General features: G+C 53.3%; 17 protein-coding genes. 15 read left to right on the plus strand and 2 right to left on the minus strand.

The features are described 5' to 3' along the window. Positions 1-4: 4 nt before the first annotated feature. On the plus strand, positions 5-820 hold the full coding sequence (locus J1836_RS20615; protein WP_207253011.1) for a helix-turn-helix transcriptional regulator: 816 nt from the start codon (positions 5-7) through the stop codon (positions 818-820). Here J1836_RS20615 and narL read toward each other — a convergent pair. Both narL and J1836_RS20625 read right to left on the minus strand, forming a co-directional pair. Further along, on the minus strand, positions 765-1,415 hold the full coding sequence (gene narL, locus J1836_RS20620) for a two-component system response regulator NarL (protein WP_093069270.1): 651 nt from the start codon (positions 1,413-1,415) through the stop codon (positions 765-767). The two genes, J1836_RS20615 and narL, sit on opposite strands and share 56 nt — an antisense overlap. Further along, positions 1,405-3,282 carry a histidine kinase gene (locus tag J1836_RS20625; RefSeq protein ID WP_242632942.1) on the minus strand — a complete coding sequence of 626 codons (1,878 nt, stop codon included), beginning with the start codon at positions 3,280-3,282 and terminating at the stop codon, positions 1,405-1,407. The genes narL and J1836_RS20625 overlap by 11 nt, the downstream gene beginning before the upstream one ends. A gap of 188 nt (positions 3,283-3,470) precedes the next feature. On the opposite strand from J1836_RS20625, the gene J1836_RS20630 reads away from it, so the two are divergent. The 14 genes from J1836_RS20630 to J1836_RS20695 all read left to right on the plus strand — a co-directional run bounded on the left by J1836_RS20630 (position 3,471) and on the right by J1836_RS20695 (position 19,059). After that, the gene (locus tag J1836_RS20630) at positions 3,471-4,253 is read left to right on the plus strand and encodes a uracil-DNA glycosylase family protein (protein WP_207253012.1); all 783 of its coding nucleotides are present in this window, start codon (positions 3,471-3,473) and stop codon (positions 4,251-4,253) included. A 247-nt stretch (positions 4,254-4,500) separates the two neighbouring features. Then, positions 4,501-5,757: an MFS transporter gene (locus tag J1836_RS20635; protein ID WP_207253013.1), complete on the plus strand. Its 1,257-nt coding sequence runs from the start codon at positions 4,501-4,503 to the stop codon at positions 5,755-5,757. A 15-nt stretch (positions 5,758-5,772) separates the two neighbouring features. Beyond that, complete coding sequence (locus J1836_RS20640; RefSeq protein ID WP_207253014.1) at positions 5,773-7,380, plus strand: MFS transporter; 1,608 nt, start codon at positions 5,773-5,775, stop codon at positions 7,378-7,380. A 14-nt stretch (positions 7,381-7,394) separates the two neighbouring features. Then, on the plus strand, positions 7,395-7,787 hold the full coding sequence (locus tag J1836_RS20645) for a TusE/DsrC/DsvC family sulfur relay protein (protein WP_207253015.1): 393 nt from the start codon (positions 7,395-7,397) through the stop codon (positions 7,785-7,787). A 5-nt stretch (positions 7,788-7,792) separates the two neighbouring features. Beyond that, positions 7,793-11,545: a nitrate reductase subunit alpha gene (locus J1836_RS20650; protein ID WP_207253016.1), complete on the plus strand. Its 3,753-nt coding sequence runs from the start codon at positions 7,793-7,795 to the stop codon at positions 11,543-11,545. Beyond that, a complete protein-coding gene (narH, locus tag J1836_RS20655; protein ID WP_207253017.1) occupies positions 11,542-13,095 on the plus strand; it encodes a nitrate reductase subunit beta in 1,554 nt (517 codons plus the stop codon). Before J1836_RS20650 ends, narH begins: the two co-directional genes overlap by 4 nt. Beyond that, a complete protein-coding gene (gene narJ, locus J1836_RS20660; protein ID WP_207253018.1) occupies positions 13,092-13,775 on the plus strand; it encodes a nitrate reductase molybdenum cofactor assembly chaperone in 684 nt (227 codons plus the stop codon). Before narH ends, narJ begins: the two co-directional genes overlap by 4 nt. Before the next feature lies 1 nt (position 13,776). After that, positions 13,777-14,454, plus strand: coding sequence for a respiratory nitrate reductase subunit gamma (gene narI, locus J1836_RS20665; RefSeq protein ID WP_207253019.1), 678 nt, complete (start codon positions 13,777-13,779; stop codon positions 14,452-14,454). A gap of 3 nt (positions 14,455-14,457) precedes the next feature. Then, entirely contained in the window at positions 14,458-15,216 is a 759-nt protein-coding gene (locus J1836_RS20670) for a peptidylprolyl isomerase (RefSeq protein WP_207253020.1), read from the plus strand. Between the two features lie 15 nt (positions 15,217-15,231). Next, complete coding sequence (gene moaA / locus J1836_RS20675; protein WP_207253021.1) at positions 15,232-16,218, plus strand: GTP 3',8-cyclase MoaA; 987 nt, start codon at positions 15,232-15,234, stop codon at positions 16,216-16,218. A 5-nt stretch (positions 16,219-16,223) separates the two neighbouring features. Further along, positions 16,224-16,559 carry a Crp/Fnr family transcriptional regulator gene (locus J1836_RS20680; RefSeq protein ID WP_207253022.1) on the plus strand — a complete coding sequence of 112 codons (336 nt, stop codon included), beginning with the start codon at positions 16,224-16,226 and terminating at the stop codon, positions 16,557-16,559. Positions 16,560-16,605: 46 nt separating this feature from the next. Then, the gene (tnpC, locus tag J1836_RS20685) at positions 16,606-18,183 is read left to right on the plus strand and encodes an IS66 family transposase (protein ID WP_242632653.1); all 1,578 of its coding nucleotides are present in this window, start codon (positions 16,606-16,608) and stop codon (positions 18,181-18,183) included. A 69-nt stretch (positions 18,184-18,252) separates the two neighbouring features. Continuing rightward, on the plus strand, positions 18,253-18,573 hold the full coding sequence (locus tag J1836_RS20690; RefSeq protein ID WP_207253023.1) for a Crp/Fnr family transcriptional regulator: 321 nt from the start codon (positions 18,253-18,255) through the stop codon (positions 18,571-18,573). 24 nt (positions 18,574-18,597) lie between these two features. Beyond that, entirely contained in the window at positions 18,598-19,059 is a 462-nt protein-coding gene (locus J1836_RS20695) for a thiosulfate oxidation carrier protein SoxY (RefSeq protein WP_242632943.1), read from the plus strand.

Consider the following 19,059-nt stretch of genomic DNA (forward strand, 5'->3'; position numbering starts at 1 on the left):
CTGTATGAGTGTTAATCCACATTTATTGGGAGATTTTGTCAACGCGCTGTTTAACACGCCAGCATTCCCTGAGCGTTTCAAGCTGTATGTCAGTTTCATTGAGACGCTCGGTTTTGAGGGACGTGTGGTGTATTCCTTCCTGCCTTTGTTACGCATGGAAGGTAAGCTGTTCCCAGCGAACGTGGAACTTACCCACACTAGCAACTATCCCGTTGATTTTTTGCAACATTACGTCATAGAAGATTTAGATCGTTATGACATTAGCCTGAAAAAAATCAGAAACAATGACTTTTCCATGACGAATTACCGTGAGTATGCCGACACGATTGGTTTTACTTCTGACGAACGCTACTTTGATAAGCTGGCAACGCATGAGTATGGTTGTGTAAATGCGTTGTGTTTGCCGTCATTGGGCGCGACGGGTATTTCTAGTTTTAATATTATCAGTTGTGAACACGATTATATTTTCAGGCATTTGATGCGAGAACGTGCCGAGATGCTGTTGCACCTAACGCAATTGTTCCACAGCGTGGTGTTGTCTGATCCCCAAACCTGTGCGCAGTTTACCTCGCCGTTTTTACCGAGATTGAATGACACTGAAATCACGATTTTGCGTTATGCGGCTTCTGGCAAGTCATTCAAAAATATTCAGGATCACACGGGCATTTCGTACCGTTATGCTGCCAAAGTATTGGATCGGTTGCGTGATAAGTTGGGGGGTATCACGCGGGATCGCTTGTTTTATTTGGCAGGTTTATTGCGCTTCACTTCTGCTGATCCACAAACCACACCGCCGCTTCCACCCGCGACCGCAGGTTGAGTTTGCGTAGTAAATGTTTGACGTGAACTTTGACCGTGCCTTCGGTGATACCCAGTTCACGCGCTACCAGCTTATTGCTTTTGCCCGCCGCGACTCGTTCCAGAATGCGCTGTTCTTGCTCGGTCAAACCCGCTTCGGAGCTGGTTTTGGGGTGAATCGCATCGTGGCGCATGGCGTGTGCCAGCAAGTTGATCAGGCGTTCGGTGAGGGTAATGCGTCCCGCCGCTGCTTCCGCCAGCTTTTCTACCAAATCCTCAGGTTCCATTTCCTTGAGCAAATAGCCGTCTGCACCTGCGCGTAACGCTGCCACCAAATCACTCGCCTGATCAGAAACGGTCAGCATCACCACCCGTGCATCGCTGCCAGAGGCTTTGATGACTTTTAATACCTCAATGCCGCTCATGTCTTTCATGTTCAGGTCGAGCAGGATCATATCGGGGGCAAGTTCTAACGCCATGTCGATGCCTTCCTGCCCGCAGGAGGCTTCGCCGACAATGATGAAATCAGGCACCATATTGACCAGATAGCGCACGCCTTTGCGAAACAGGGGGTGATCGTCCACGATCAGCAGGCTTTGCGGGGTTTCAAGCGGCATGAGCAATCCTTGTTTTGGGGGTGAAATCGAGCTGTACGCAAGTGCCACCACCCGTGCGCGGCAAGTATTGCAGTATGCCATGCAGGGCGCGGGCGCGTTCGTCCATAATCGCCATGCCGTAATGGTGCAGGTTGGCGGTTTTTTGGATACCTGCGCCGTCATCTTCGATGCGCAATTGCAGGCTGTTATTGCCTTCTTGACGTTGCAACGACACCCACGCTTGGCTGGCGTGCGCGTGTTTGAGGGTATTGGATAAGGCTTCGCGCACGATTTGCAGCAAGTGAATTTCTTCGTTGGGGGTCAGGTTGAGGTTGCCTAGACTGACATCCAGCGCAATCGGCAAGTTGCCGCGCTCGGCAAATTCGGTGGTGGTTTGCGCCAGTGCCATGCCTAAATCGTCGTCTTCCATACGCAAGCGGAAGGTGGAGAGCAGTTCGCGCAATTGTTGGTAAGAGCTGTTAAGACCCTCGCGCAATTCTTCCAAGGCGGCGGTGACTTCGGTGGCATCTGCCGGATTTTTTACGGCGGCACGTAAGCGACTGACTTGAATTTTCATGTACGCCAGCGATTGTGCCAAGGAATCGTGTAGTTCGCGGGCGATGACGGCGCGTTCTTCCAACAGGGAGACGCGGCGGTGCTGTTCGCTGCGTTGTTCTGAGGCGATGGTGACACCGATGTGACGCGATAAGGCTTCCAGCAATTGCACTTGCCAGCGTTCGGCGGTGGTGTTGGCGGGGACATCGACGGCTAACATGCCGTAGCGTTTTTCGGCATCGGTGAGCGGCATCCGCAAGATTTGGCGACCGTCGGGGAGGGTATCCATGCGGGCGGCGTGCGGGTCGTGGCATTCGGCGCAACTGTTGGCGCGTTGGCACATGGGGCTTTTGCCATCGCTAGACGTGGTGGCGACGACATCGCCTTGTTGGTCATTGTCTTCTTTGAGGCAAATCGTACCATTGCCCAAGCCCAGCACGGCTTCGGCATCTTTCAACACGTTATGGAAGACGGCGCGGTCGGGGGCAATGCCGTGCAAGCGGGTGATGGAGCGGTACAACAAATCCAGCGAGCGGTTGCTGCGGGTGAGTTCGGCGGTTTTCTGTTCGACCCGTGCTTCGAGGTCTTGGTAGAGCTTGGACAAGTCTTCTGCCATGAGGTTGAAGGCTTGTCCCAATTGTCCGATTTCGTCTTCGCCGCCGAGTTCGGTACGCACTGCGAGATTGCCTTGGCGAATCTGGTCGGTTAGCCCCAATAGCCCTTTGAGCGGGGTGACGAGAATGTTATTGACCAAGTAAATGGAGAGGATGACGGCGAGGATCGTGCCAATCACGGCGACACCCAAAATGACCCGCAATACAAAAATTTTGGCTTCGGTGGCTTCTTCAATCTGCTTGACCAGATCGTTGATGTGGGCAACGAATTGCGGGACAGCATCGAGTAATGCTGCATCGGCAGCAGTGGTGGTATTCGTGGTCAGCAAGGAAATCAGGTCGGGTTTGATGCGTTGCTGCCAACCATTTTCCACTTGTCGGTATACCTGCTTGAGCGGGGTGGTTTCGTCGGAGGGCAATACGGAGAGGATAGAATCCGCCGCTAAATCGGTTTCAAAGCGTTGGATGGCTTGTTGCAAGTCGCTGCGGTGCGTGGGGTTGGAGTCTTGCAAAATGCGTTGGTAGAGTGATGCCATGCGCCAGCTTTGCATCCGCAAGCTTCCGGCGACGTTGATGGCTTCGCCGTTGCCTTGGGTGGTTTCCGCGACCATCCACGAGGTGGACATGCCGACGACGGCGAGAACGGTGATGGCAGCGATCATGCCGCCTAGCCGTAGCAGCAGGGAGTTTTGGAGTTTGTTCCACAGTAGGCGGTTCACGCGGTGGTTTCCTAGTGTTGTTATTGGATGCTGCGCACTGATTCTAGGGTAATACATTTGGGGGTGGGTCGGGTGGAAAAAAGGGTGTACTACTTTGGGGGTAGTTGAGGAGATTTAGACGTTTATCGGCTTGGTGCGTTTGCTGGCAATTGCCGAGCAACAAGATATTTGAAGTTGGGAGTAATTTTATGGGGCTAAATGTTGGTACGTTCCCATTCGGAAAGCCAATTCTTTCATTGGTACAAAAAGATCAAACACCTAAGCGCGTGTTTATTTTAGGTGTATATGCAAGTGCGGTACATGCTCGTTGGATAGGGCAAGATGGTCGTCAGAAAATAGGTGCATTAGCCGTGGCTTCTGAGCCAGAAATATTTTGGAGAGGCAGTACGGCATCAGCGCAGGAGATTATTTCAACTATTCAGCTTCCGCTGGGTGCAGGACGCTTGCTTCCTGCAAGCAAACATTTGAATGGGCCATCTGGCAAAGCTCTTGATGATTGTTTTATTGCACCGTTGGGTATGTCTCGGAATGATGTGTGGCTATGTGATCTGATTCCGTATAGTTGCATGAACGAAAATCAGGAGGTCGCCTTAAAGCGGGAATACGATCCCCTCATTGATTCGCTAAAGCTTCCTGAATACACTTGGTCTCGTTTGCCTGATACGTTGGTTAGTTGCGGCAGACGATTGGAGATTGAGCAAGAGCTGATTCGTTCCAATGCTGACATTGTTATCACGTTGGGAGATCAGCCGTTAAAATGGTTTACGCAACATTATGGAACAGCGTCTAAATTATCTGCTTATGGAAACACAGAAAAACACTATGGTCGTTTGTATCCTTTTTCGGTGGCTGGCAAACAGTTGCAACTTCTTCCGCTTGTTCATCCTCGGCAAGCAGCAAAATTAGGGGCGCATTCGACAGGTTGGGCTGATCTACATGCCGCATGGGTTAAGCATTGTCCTGTAAAGTAACCACACTAGTATCAACGTAAGGGGCAGTTCCGTGGGTTAAAGGGTGTACCACCTCTATGCTGCCATCACCAAAATCCAATCAATGCCTTAATAAAAATTCAAATTAAAACAGTTGCTTAGGTAATTTCTCATGTACCACTAAAGTGGTATTTACCATCCTTTACCCGCCATTACCCCCACTAGAATCAGGAATTCATCGGCCTAGAATCACCTTGAAACCACTTACGGTTTTGTTACGAGGTGAATTATGGCAACGCAGCAATACAAGGCATGGTCGGTCGTCATCATGAGTACGCTGGCCTTCACGGTGTGCTTCATGATCTGGATGATGTTTGCCGTCATCGGGATTCCTATCAAAGCAACCTTGGGTTTGAACGAAACCCAGTTCGGGATTTTGATCGCAACACCGGTACTGACCGGCTCATTGATCCGCGTACCGCTAGGGATGTGGACGGATAAATTCGGTGGGCGCATCGTGTTCACCATCCTGATGTTATCCACCGTATTGCCGATTTGGATGATTTCGCAGGCAACCCAATTCTGGCATTTCCTCGTAACCGGCTTGTTTGTCGGCGTAGCGGGTGGTTCATTCACCGTTGGTATTGCTTATTGCGCCCGCTGGTTCCCGAAGGAACGTCAAGGTTTGGCGATGGGGATTTTCGGCGCAGGCAATACTGGCGCGGCAGTCACCAAGTTGCTCGCGCCCATTATCGTGGTCGGCTATGGCTGGACGATGGTGCCAAAAGTCTACGCCGTGTTGATGCTGGTCACTGCGATTGTGTTCTGGTTTTTCACCTTCAGCGAACCGAGCCACAAGGTCGGTAAAGCGGTCACTGTGCGCGAACAGCTTGCGGTATTCAAAGACCCCAAGGTGTGGCGTTACAGCCAATATTATTCCATCGTGTTCGGCGGCTACGTCGCACTGGCGTTGTGGATGACCAAATATTATGTCAGCGAATACGGTTTCGACCTGAAAACCGCCGCGTTTTTAGCCGCCGCGTTCAGTATTCCCGGCGGCTTGTTGCGGGCAGTTGGTGGCTACTTCTCCGACAGACTCGGCGCACACACCCTGACTTGGTGGGTATTGTGGGTTTCACTGGTGTGCTTGTTCTTCCTGTCTTACCCGCAAAGTGACATTACGATTCAAACCTTGAATGGCGCAAAAACCTTTCACTTCGGGCTGACCCCGACCGTCTTCACCATCATCCTGTTTACCCTCGGCGTAGTCTTCGCTGTCGGTAAAGCCTCGGTTTTCAAGTACATTTCGGACGATTACCCCGACAACATTGGCGTGGTATCCGGTGTGGTGGGCTTGGCGGGCGGTTTGGGTGGTTTCCTGATGCCGATTATGTTTGGCGCATTGGTGGATCTCACTGGCATTCGTTCTTCCGCCTTCATGCTGATGTTCGGGGTGGTGTGGGTGTCGCTGATGTGGATGTATTTCACCGAAGTGCGCCCGGTTCATGCCGATTTACACGCAAAGTCCCTCACCACAACTGTTTAATGCGAGGAATACCTGATGACTGATATTAAAAATTGGGACGTGGAAGACACCACGTTCTGGGAAAGCACCGGCAAGAAGATTGCCAACCGTAATTTGTGGATTTCGATCCCCAGCCTGCTGATGGGTTTCGCTATCTGGCTGATGTGGGGAATTATCACCGTACAGATGTCCAATCTGGGCTTTCCATTTAAAGACGAAGAGTTGTTTACCTTGACGGCAATTGCCGGTTTGGCAGGCGCGACCCTGCGGATTCCGGCTTCTTTCTTTATCCGCTTGGCGGGTGGGCGCAATACCATTTTCCTGACCACCGCGCTGCTGATGATTCCGGCTATCGGCACGGGGTTTGCGCTGCAAAACAAGGAAACCCCGCTGCTGACTTTCCAGATTCTGGCATTTTTGTCCGGGATTGGTGGCGGTAACTTTGCGTGTTCCATGTCGAATATCAGCACGTTTTTCCCCAAGCGTTTGCAAGGTACGGCACTGGGTTTGAACGCGGGTTTGGGTAACTTTGGTGTGACCACCATGCAAATCCTGATTCCGCTGGTGATGACGATGGGCGTGTTTGGCGCATTGGGTGGCGATTCCATGCCCTTGATGAAAGATTCCGGCTGGATTCTTGGCAAAATTTTGGCAGGCACAGAAACGTGGGTGCAAAACGCGGGCTTTGTGTGGCTGGTATTCCTGATTCCGCTGGCGTTCTTCGGCTTCTTTGGCATGAATAACCTGTTGCCGATTTCTCCGGCGATTGGCGGCACGCTTGCGGCGTTCGTGAAAATTTTGTGGCTGTATGGCTTGGCGTTTTTGACCACGGCAGTTGGCTTGTATTTGTACCTGCCTGCGCCCACGGGTTTGGGTTTGCTGAATATGTGGGTGGCGCTGCCGCTGATTATTGTGGCAACGCTGGGGATTATGAAAGTGACTGCCTTTGGTGAAATGAAGGTGGGTATCAACAAGCAATTTGCGATTTTCAGCAACAAGCATACTTGGTCAATGACCGTGTTGTATGTACTGACCTTCGGCTCTTTCATCGGTTTTTCAATGGCATTGCCACTGGCGATCAAGGTCATTTTCGGCAATACCCATGTGTTTGATGCAGCCACGCAAGCGTGGGTACATGCCAAAAACCCTAACGCTATTTCGGTGTTTACTTACGCATGGATTGGCCCGTTTGTGGGTGCGTTGATTCGTCCGGTCGGCGGCTGGATTTCTGACAAAGTGGGCGGCTCTATCGTTACGCAAGTGATTTCGGTGGTGATGGTGGGCGCGTCTGCGTATGCCGGTTACATCATGATGCAGGCTTATCAATCGGCTACCCCGGAAATTTACTTCCAGCCGTTCTTGTGGACATTCGTGTTGCTGTTTGCTGCCACCGGTTTGGGCAATGGCTCGACCTTCCGCACGGTTGGGGTGATTTTTGACCGTTTGCAAGCAGGCCCTGTATTGGGTTGGACTTCAGCAGTAGCGGCTTACGGTTCGTTCATTGCACCTGTGGTGATTGGGGCGCAAGTGAAAGCGGGTACGCCGGAAAACGCGATGTATGGCTTTGCGATTTTCTACGCGCTGTGCCTGATTTTGAACTGGTGGTTTTATCTGCGTAGTGGCAGCGATATTAAGAATCCGTAAGACAGGAGATAAACATGGCAATTCAACAGTATGACGACAATCTACAAACCAACCCTTACGCGATTTATACCTTGGCGTTGGAAGTGGATGGCAAAACGATCCTCACCGATCAGGAAGGCTACATCCAAAACATGGATGACTGGAGCGAAGGTTTCGTGGAAGCCCTCGCCGAACGTGAAGGCTTGGTGCTGACCGACGAGCATTGGGAAATTATCGAGTTCCTGCGCAACTACCATCAGGAACACGGCGTGCAAGCGCCGGTGCGTGACATGCTCAAGCACTTCAAGCAAGCGTGGGGTGAAGAGTTCGCTACCAACCATTACCTGCATGAAATTTTCCCCAAAGGCGGCCCGCAGAAGCAGGGCAATCGCTTGGCGGGTATCCGTAGAACCAAAGGGGAGCATTGATTGCCATGAGCCACTTTATTGACCGACTGAATTTTTTCAAACGTACCCAAACGCCATTTTCCAACGGGCATGGCGCGATGACCGAGGAAAGCCGCGACTGGGAAGACGGCTACCGCAAACGCTGGCAGCACGACAAGGTGGTACGTTCCACCCACGGCGTAAACTGCACGGGTTCGTGTAGCTGGAAAATCTACGTGAAAAACGGCTTGGTGACGTGGGAAACGCAGCAAACTGACTACCCGCGTACCCGCCCGGATTTGCCGAATCATGAGCCGCGTGGCTGTCCGCGTGGCGCAAGTTATTCGTGGTATATGTACAGCGCGAATCGCCTCAAATACCCCTTGATGCGCCGCCAGTTAATGGAATTGTGGCGTTCTGCCAAAGCGAAAAACCCTGATCCGGTCACGGCGTGGGCATCCATCGTTGAAAATCCAACCACGGCGCAATCCTACAAAACCCGGCGCGGTTTGGGTGGTTTTGTGCGTTCTTCGTGGGATGAAGCTAACGAGCTGATTGCAGCGGCGAATGTGTATACCGCCAAGCAATATGGCCCAGACCGCGTGATTGGTTTCTCACCGATTCCGGCGATGTCGATGGTGTCGTATGCGGCCGGAAGCCGTTACCTGTCGTTGATTGGTGGCGTGTGTTTAAGCTTCTATGATTGGTATTGCGATTTGCCGCCTGCGTCACCGATGGTGTGGGGCGAGCAAACCGACGTGCCGGAATCTGCCGATTGGTACAACAGCAGCTATATCATTGCGTGGGGTTCTAACGTTCCGCAAACCCGTACCCCTGACGCGCATTTCTTCACTGAAGTGCGTTACAAAGGCACGAAAACGGTGGCGATTACGCCGGATTACGCGGAAGTTGCCAAACATGCCGACCAATGGCTGAACCCGAAACAGGGGACGGATGCGGCGTTGGCAATGGCGTTTGGACACGTCATTCTGAAAGAATTCCACGTTGATAAGCCTAGCGAGTATTTCACCGATTACGTGCGCCGTTACACCGACTGGCCGAATCTGGTATTGCTGGAGTCGCGGGACGATGGCAGCTATCAGGCGGGACGCTTTGCGCGTGCTAGTGACTTCGTGTCTGGTTTGGGCGAAGAGCAAAACCCGGATTGGAAAACTGTCGCGATTGATGATGCGACGGGTGAAATCATTTCCCCGAACGGTTCTATCGGCTACCGTTGGGATGGTAGTGGTCAGTGGAATCTGCAACAAAAAGACGGGAAGACCCACGACGACGTTAACCTTTCATTGTCCTTGGTAGCGCGGCACGACACCGTGGTGGATGTTGCGCTGCCTTATTTTGGCGGTGTGCCCAGCGATTATTTCCAAGGCAATACGCTCAAAGACATCCTCAAGTATAAATTGCCTGCCCGTAAAGTCACTTTGGCGGATGGTAGCGAAGGTTTGCTGGTGTCGGTGTACGACCTGAACATGGTCAACTACGGTATTAGCCGTGGCTTGGGTGATGATGACAGTGCCAAAGATTTCGATGATGCCAATGCGCCGTACACTCCGGCATGGCAGGAAGCGATTACCGGTGTGCCGCGTGACAAAGTGATCCGCATTGCGCGTGAATTTGCCGATACCGCCGACAAGACCAAGGGTAAGTCGATGATTATCGTCGGCGCGGGCATGAACCACTGGTATCACATGGACATGAACTACCGTGGTCTGATCAATATGCTCGCCATGTGCGGCTGTGTGGGGCAATCCGGCGGTGGCTGGGCGCATTACGTTGGGCAGGAAAAGCTACGTCCGCAGACCGGCTGGTTGCCGCTGGCGTTTGGGCTGGACTGGTCACGTCCGCCACGGCAAATGAATGGCACGTCGTTCTTCTACAACCATTCCAGCCAATGGCGTTACGAAAAGCTCGAAATCAAGGAAATCCTTTCCCCGTTGGCGAACAAAGAACGTCAATCCGGCAACTTGATTGACTACAACGTGCGGGCAGAACGCATGGGTTGGTTGCCATCTGCGCCGCAGTTGAATACTAATCCGTTGCGCATTGCCCAAGCCGCGAAAGATGCGGGCATGAGTCCGGCGGATTACACCGTTGCCAGCCTCAAATCCGGCAAGATCGCGTTTGCAGCGGAAGACCCCGACAACGCGCAAAACTTCCCGCGTAACCTGTTCGTGTGGCGTTCCAATTTGCTGGGTTCTTCGGGCAAAGGGCATGAATACTTGCTCAAGTATTTGCTGGGCACAAAGCACGGCGTGCAAGGCAAAGACCTTGGCGAAATGGGCGGGGTGAAACCGCAAGAAGTGAAGTGGCATACAGATGCGCCCGAAGGCAAACTCGATTTGCTGGTAACGCTCGACTTCCGCATGTCTACCACCTGCTTGTATTCCGACATCGTGCTGCCGACCGCGACCTGGTACGAAAAGGATGACCTGAACACCTCCGATATGCACCCGTTCATTCACCCGCTGACCGCCGCCGTCGATCCGTCATGGGAAGCACGCAGCGACTGGGAAATCTACAAAGGCATTGCCAAGGAATTTTCACGGGTATGTGTCGGGCATTTGGGCGTGGAAACCGATTTGGTGACACTGCCACTGTTGCACGATGCGCCCGCCGAATTGGGTCAAGCCTTCGGTGTGAAAGACTGGAAAAAAGGCCAATGCGACCTGATTCCGGGCAAAACCGCGCCCGCGTTGATTGCGGTCGAACGCAATTACCCTGAAACCTACGCCCGCTTTACCTCCATTGGCCCCTTGATGGAAAAACTCGGTAACGGCGGCAAAGGTATCGGCTGGAATACCGAAACCGAAATCGCTTTCCTCGGCAAGCTCAATCACCAGCACACCAGCGGCACGAACGAAGGCCGTCCGTGCCTGAACAGCGCGATTGATGCGGCGGAAATGATCCTTTCACTTGCCCCCGAAACCAACGGGCAAGTGGCGGTGAAAGCGTGGGCGGCACTGTCGAAAATTACTGGCATTGACCACACCCACCTCGCCTTGAACAAGGAAGACGAGAAAATCCGCTTCCGTGACATCGTGGCGCAACCGCGCAAGATCATTTCCAGCCCTACTTGGTCGGGCTTGGAAGATGAACATGTGTCATACAACGCCGGTTATACCAACGTCCACGAGTTGATTCCGTGGCGTACTTTGACAGGTCGGCAACAGTTCTACCTCGACCATGACTGGATGCGTGATTTTGGCGAAAGCATGTTGGTGTATCGCCCGCCGATCAACACCAAAACCATCAAGCCGATGCTCAACCAAAAGTCCAACGGCAACCCCGAACTGGCGTTGAACTGGATTACCCCGCATCAAAAATGGGGCATCCATTCCACCTACACCGACAACTTGCTGATGCTCACGCTGTCACGCGGCGGGCCGATTGTGTGGATGAGTGAAGACGATGCCAAAAAACTGGGCATTGTCGATAACGACTGGATCGACCTGTTCAACGCCAACGGTGCGATTGCGGCGCGGGCAGTGGTCAGCCAGCGCGTCATGCCGGGGATGGTGATGATGTACCACGCGCAAGAGCGCATTGTGAACGTACCCGGTTCTGCCATTACGGGCGAACGCGGCGGCATTCACAACTCCGTCACCCGCGTTTGCCCGAAACCCACCCATATGATCGGCGGTTACGCGCAACAGGCTTACGGCTTCAACTACTACGGCACGGTCGGTTCTAACCGCGATGAATTCGTCATTGTGCGCAAGATGACCAATGTCGATTGGCTGGACGGCGAAGGTAATGACACGATTCAGGAGGCAGTAAAATGAAAATCCGTTCCCAAGTCGGCATGGTGCTGAATTTAGACAAGTGCATCGGCTGCCATACCTGCTCGATTACTTGCAAAAACGTCTGGACTTCACGCGAAGGCATGGAGTACGCATGGTTCAATAACGTCGAAACCAAGCCCGGTATCGGTTATCCCAAAGAGTGGGAGAATCAGGACAAGTGGAAAGGCGGCTGGTTACGCCGTGCCGATGGCAAGATTGAGCCGCGCATCGGCGGTAAATTCCGCCTGCTGGCGAATATCTTTGCAAACCCCGATTTACCGGCGATTGACGACTATTACGAGCCGTTCGATTTCGATTACCAACACTTGCACAACGCACCCGATAGCAAGCATCAGCCGGTAGCACGTCCGCGCTCGCTGATTTCCGGGCAGCGTATGGACAAGATCGAATGGGGGCCAAACTGGGAAGAAATCCTCGGCACAGAATTTTCCAAGCGCCGCAAGGATAAAAACTTCGACCAGATTCAGGCGGACATTTACGGTGAATTTGAAAACACCTTTATGTTTACCCTGCCGCGTTTGTGCGAACACTGCTTGAATCCGGCGTGTGTCGCGTCTTGCCCCAGCGGTGCAATTTACAAGCGTGACGAAGACGGCATTGTGTTGATCGACCAAGACAAATGCCGGGGCTGGCGCATGTGCGTGAGTGGCTGCCCTTACAAAAAGATTTACTACAACTGGAAGTCTGGTAAATCCGAGAAGTGCATTTTCTGCTACCCACGCATTGAAGCGGGGATGCCGACGGTGTGTTCCGAAACCTGTGTGGGGCGTATCCGTTACCTTGGCGTGTTGTTGTATGACGCGGATCAGATTGAGTCCGCCGCCAGCACTCCGAACGAGAAGGATTTGTACAAAAAGCAGTTGGAAGTATTTCTCGACCCATTCGACCCGAAAGTGATTGAACAGGCGAAGAAAGATGGCATTCCCGACAATGTGCTGAAAGCCGCGCAAGAGTCTCCCGTGTGGAAGCTGGCGATGGATTGGAAGCTGGCACTGCCGTTACACCCTGAATACCGTACTTTGCCGATGGTGTGGTATGTGCCGCCACTGTCCCCAATCCAATCGGCGGCGGATGCGGGCAAGATCGGTTACGACGGCGTATTGCCGGACGTGGACAGCTTGCGGATTCCGGTGCGTTACCTCGCTAACTTGCTCACGGCGGGCGATGAAGAGCCGGTGAAATTGGCACTCAAACGCCTGATGGCAATGCGCCAATACAAGCGGGCGGAAACCGTGGAAGGCATCCACGATACCCGTGCGCTGGAACAAGTCGGTTTGTCGGAAGCGCAAGCCAAGGAAATGTACCGTTATCTGGCGATTGCCAATTACGAAGACCGTTACGTGATTCCCACCAGTCACCGCGAACTGGCACGCGATGCTTTCCCGGAACGGGGCGGTTGCGGTTTCAGCTTCGGCGACGGTTGCGGCACTAGCACGGGGAATAACGAGGTCAACCTGTTCGGCGGGCGCAAGCAAACCGTGACGATGGTGCAGAAAATCGACTTCGTGAAGCAGGAGGTCAAGCCATGATTAAGATCTTTGCCGTACTGGCACGCTTAATGGATTACCCCACGGCGGAACTGATCGAATCCCGCAGTGCCTTGATTGACGTGGTGCGCGAAGAAACCCGTTTGCCGGTGAGCTTGCGCGATTCCCTGACCGCTTTCATCCAGCAATTGGGTACGGGCGAGTTGTTGGATGCACAGGAAGATTACGTGGCGCTGTTTGATCGCGGGCGTTCGCTGTCTTTGCTGCTGTTTGAACACGTTCACGGCGAATCGCGGGATCGTGGGCAGGCAATGGTGGATTTACTTCAGCAATACCGCGATGCGGGGTTGGAACTGAGCGTCAAGGAATTGCCGGATTACATCCCGCTGTATCTGGAATACCTCGCCACCCGCAGCGAAGCAGAAGCGGCGCAAGGGCTGGGTGATGTTCACCCGATTCTCGCGCTGTTATCGGCACGCTTGCAGGAGCGCGGCAGCAATTACCACCTGTTGTTTGATGCGTTGCTGGCGATGATTGGCATCCAGCCGAACATGGGGGAATTGCGCGGTAAAGTGGCAACCGAACCCCGCGATGACACCGCCGCTGCGATGGATAAGGTCTGGGAAGAGGAAATGGTCGCCTTTGTGGAAGACAAAGGCGCGTCGTGCCGCCCCACCCAATCCACCAACCAAACCCACACGCTGCATTTTCGGGAGAACTGATATGTCTTACTTTGATTCACTTTTCTTTGGGCTGTACCCCTACGTAGCGGGGGCGGTGTTTCTGATTGGTAGCTGGCTGCGTTACGACCAAGCGCAATATACGTGGCGGGCAGGTTCTAGCCAGATGCTCAGTAAATCTGGGATGCAGGTGGCGAGTAATTTGTTCCATGTGGGCATTCTGGTGATCTTTTTCGGGCATTTGGTGGGTTTGCTGATGCCGCATTGGTTGTATGAACCGTTTATGTCACCCGGCACGAAGCAGGTGATGGCGATTCTGGTCGGTGGCATTGCAGGAGCGGCTTGCTGGTATGGCGCGTTTTTGCTGTTCATGCGCCGCAAGAATGATGCACGGGTACGCGCTACGGGTTCAACAATGGACTTGGTGGTGATTGGTATTTTGCTGGTGCAAGTGACGCTGGGTTTGCTGACCATCATTCCGACCTTGGGGCATTTGGATGGCAGCAATATGCTGAAATTGGCGGAATGGGCGCAATCCATTGTGTTCTTCAAGGGCGGTGCGGCGGCGCATCTGGCGGATGTGGGTTTTATCTTTAAGCTGCATATTTTGCTGGGCTTGACTGTGTTTTTGCTGTTCCCGTTTACGCGCTTGGTGCACATCTGGAGCGTGCCGGTGCAATACGTGAATCGTCAGTATCAAATCGTGCGGGCGCGGGGTTAAGCCATGAATAGCATCCAAGTCGGCAATGACACCATCACCGCTGAAGCGATTGCCCGCGAGTTGCAATATCACCCCGCCGAACAGATGGACGATGCTTGGCAAGCCGCTGCTACCAGCTTGGTGGTGAAAACCTTGCTGGAGCAACGTGCCAATGAGCTGGGCATTGAGGCGGCAACGGAAGAAGAGCGTACCGCCTTATTGTTGGAGCAGGAACTGCAAGTGCCTGAGCCGACGGAAGAGCAGTGCCAGCATTACTTCCACAGCAATCGGGGGCGTTTCCATACCCCGGTATTGCTGGCGGTAAGCCACATTTTGTTGCTAGCTGCGCCGGAGGATGTGCAGCAGCGTGATCAGCAGCGCATTCTGGCAGCCCAGTTGTTACGGCAATTGCAAGTTGAACCCGATAGTTTTGTGGCACTGGCGCAGCAGTATTCGGTTTGCCCATCATCGGGGCAGGGCGGCAGTCTGGGGCAATTGTCGAAAGGACAAACCGTGGCAGAGTTTGAGCGGCAAGTGTGGCGATTACCCGTGGGACTTGCCGCGCAGCCAGTGGAAACGCGCTTTGGTTTTCATCTGGTGCGGGTGGATCAGCGTGTGGAAGGCGAGCCGTTGGAATATGAGCATGTGGCAACGCGCATCCGCCAGTATTTGCATGAGCAGGTGACGCGGCGGGCATTGAGCCAATACTTGCAGGTGTTGGGTGCAGAGATTGGCGTTGAGGGGATTGCCTTCAATGCCGCCGGTTCGCCGTTAGTGCAGTAAGGGTGGGTGGTGTGTATGGGTAATGGATTAGTTGACCCGTTTGGGCGTGAAATTAGCTATTTGCGGGTATCGGTGACGGATCGCTGTGACTTGCGGTGTTTTTACTGTATGCCGGAACACTTCAACGATTATACCGTGCCGGAGCATTGGCTGAGCTTCGAGGAAATCGAGCGGGTCACGGCAGCGTTTGCCGCCTTGGGCGTGAGTCGGTTGCGCTTGACAGGTGGTGAACCGTTGGTGCGCAAGGGCTTGCCTGAACTGGCGACGCGGCTGGCAGCATTACCCGGTATTACCGATTTATCCTTAAGCACCAATGCTAACCGACTAGTGCATGACGCACGGGTGCTCAAGCAGGCAGGTGTTTCCCGTCTCAATGTCAGTCTCGATAGCCTGCAACCCAAACGCTTTCAACGCATTACCAAAGGCAAGTTGGATAAAGTCATGGCAGGCTTGATGGCAGCCAAAGCCACTGGGTTTGCCCCTATCAAAATCAATATGGTGGTGATGCAGGGCATCAACGACGACGAAGTGCTGGATATGGTGGAATTCTGTCTGGAACACCGTTTCACCCTACGTTTTATCGAAACCATGCCGATGGGTGAAACGGGGCGCAATGCCCGCGATTCGTATTACTTGAGCCTGCAAACGGTTAAGGCACGGTTGGCGGAACACTACAATTTGTTGCCGTCGATCATGGAGGGCGGTGGCCCGGCACAGTATTACACCATCGGTGATACGGGGTTGAAGATTGGGTTTATTACGCCGATTTCGCAGCACTTTTGTGCGACCTGTAATCGCGTAAGGCTGGGCGTGGATGGCACGTTGTACTTGTGTTTGGGGCAGGAACATAGCGTGGCATTGCGTCCGTTATTGCGGGCGGGGATTAGTGATGTGGCGTTGCAGGCGACTATTCGCAAGGCGTTGTGGCTGAAGCCGCTGGCGCATAACTTCAACCAGACGCAAACACAGGTGTTGCGGTTTATGTCGATGACGGGTGGGTAAAGCTGTTGAAAGAGGTAGGAGAGGAATATGTGCTGAATGATGCGTTATCGGCATTCCAGTGTTTTAAAAACTTACCGCCGTTACAAAGAGAGTATCTATTAAATCATTCCCAAAAGATTAAAGTGTCCCGTTTAGAACGATTGTTTGAAAATGGCAATCAATGCGCTGGTGTGTTTTGTTTAAATGTCGGGCGTGTTCGTCTCGGTATTCTTGCTTCCAATGGGAATGAACGCACCATTGATCTTGTTTTGCCCGGTGAAATATTTGGTGAATCCGGTATTTTTAAAAGCCATAAATCGCCTTTATATGCTCAAGCCCTGACACCAGCAGAACGTAACTGAACAGTCCCCCCTTACCCAAACGCACTAAATTTGCGACACTCCCCCGATGACCCAACAACTGAAAGACCACAGCCTCAAACAGCTTAACAGCCAGTACCTTGCCAAGCTCACGCCGGAGGAACTGCTGCACCTGTCGACCAAGTTGTTGCATGACCTGAAAGAAGCGCGGGAACAGATCAACCAAAACTCCAACAACTCCTCCAAACCACCCAGCAGCGGTTTCCCGTGGGAAACGTCACCCAAAACGGTGGCTTTGCCCGAAACAGAAGGGGTGGGTGCAGCCAGAGGAAAGCCAACCCCGGAACCAGAAGCTGTGGCGGGCACAAAGCCAGCCCAACCAGCCAAACGCAAAGCGGGTAAACAACCCGGCGCACCGGGTTATGGTCGGGTATGGCATCCGCCCATCAATGCAGACGAACACCATTACCCCAGCCGATGTGAAGCCTGTGGCAGGTCCCTGGATGCGGCTGTCTCCCGTATTTATACCGCCTATGACAGTGTGGACATCCAGTTTGGCACGGATGGGAACCCCGGACTGACCGTCATCACCACCCGCCACCACCTTCACGATAGCGTATGCACCTGCGGTCATGTGAGCCGCCATATCCCGCATCGCCAAGCTCCCGACCCGTTATACCCGGAGGTTGATGTGGGCGAGTGGCGGCTGATTGGGGGCAATCTGGCGGCACTTATTGTCCACCTACGGCTGCGCTCACGCTTGTCACTGCGTGGCACACAAGAACTGTTGCGGGAGGTGTTGGGCATTCCCCTAAGTGTCGGGGTGTTGCAGCAATGTTTTGAGGAAGCAGCCGCGAGTGCTTCTCCATTGGAAGATGCCTTGGTGGAAGGGCTGTTGGCAGAAGCCACCGCTGACGGCGGGGTGCTGTATATTGATGAAACCTCTTGGAAAGAGCGTGGCGAAGCCCTGTGGCTATGGACATTCGTCACCACCCTCAGCGTTTGTTTCTACGTAGGGCAGCGCACCATTGAAATGCTCGACAACGTGATTAGCCCCCACTTTGGGGGCTGGCTGATGAGTGATGGCTATGCCGCTTACCGCCACCACCCCAAACGCTTGCGTTGCTGGGCGCACCTGATCCGCAAAGCCCGTGGGCTGGCAGAATCACTGGACAAAGACGGGCGGACGTTTGGCAACTTCACCCTCGCTTGGCTGAGGGTATTACAGGACGACATTTACGCTTGGCGGGCAGCAGGCGGCACGGTGGGGACGCAAACCGACGTGATCCGTCAACGCCATCAGGCAAAACTCCTGGAATTCAGGGCATTATGCTTGATCCATGCCGTATCTGCCCATGACAAGACGGCGGCACTGGCGAAAGAGTTCATCAATGATTGGGATGCCATTTTCCGAATCCTTGACCACCCGTGGCTTCCCTTGACCAATAATGAGGCTGAGCGGGCGTTGCGCCATTGGGTGATCCTGCGCAAAACCAACCATGGCACAAAGAGTGCTACGGGGAGCCGTGCGTTTGCCATGCTGGCCAGCATCATCGGTACTTGCCGCAAACGTGGACAGTCTGCCTTGGCTTATCTTGCCAGTGTTATTACCGCTGCCCGCGCTGGCTTTGCCCTGCCCGCTTTACCGCAAGGGGTGGGGATGTGATCAATTACAGCAGAACTACTATGCATTAACAAAAGTGCGATTTTAGCGGGCATTCAACAATGGCCGGAAATGGGAATCGTATTTCTCGAATTGGCCTGTAAACGTATTGATCAATTACTGGGAGGTATGTACGTGTGTTGTTTACGTAATGCCCACCAGCGCGTCAATGATTTTCTGTTGAAAAACGTCAAGCCGTTAGGAAGAAGCCGCTCTCAAGGAGTTGTTTCACTACCTGTCAGTAAGGCGATGCTGGCTTCCAGCCTGAATTTGTCAGCAGAAACCTTTTCACGCGAACTCCATAACCTGTCGGAGATGGGGTTGATCCGAGTGGAACGTACCGCCATCCACGTTTACGACCTTGAACAACTGCACAAGCAGTGTATTTCTTAAAACCGTAAAGAGGAGATAAAGCAAATGATGAATCGTAGAACATTTTTGCGGGGCAGTCTGGCTGCCAGCGCACTGGGGCTGGTTGTTAGTGCCGGATTGCTGACCCCGCGTTTACTGTTGGCGGATGAAACCCGTGCGGCAGCTTTCGAGGCAAAATCACTGGATGAAGCCCTCAAAGCGATGGCGGCAACACCCGAAGAATCCGCTGAGATCAGTATTGAAGCACCGGACACCGCCGCTAATGGCGCATCGGTTCGAGTTACGGCAGTCAGCAAGTTACCCAGCACATCCGAAATCAGTTTTATTGTGGAAAACAATCCGTTGCCCTTGGCTGCGACGTTTGTTCTGGGGGAGGGCGTAGAACCCACTTCATCGGTGGTACTCAAGTTCGGCAAGACTTCCAACGTCATTGTCTTGGTGAAAGCCGGGGATAAGATCTATTCCGCCAAGAAAACCGTCAATGTCACTACCGGCGGTTGCGCCTAA

Origin of the sequence: Thiothrix fructosivorans (genome assembly GCF_017349355.1) — a bacterium.
In the GTDB taxonomy this organism is placed as follows: domain Bacteria; phylum Pseudomonadota; class Gammaproteobacteria; order Thiotrichales; family Thiotrichaceae; genus Thiothrix; species Thiothrix fructosivorans.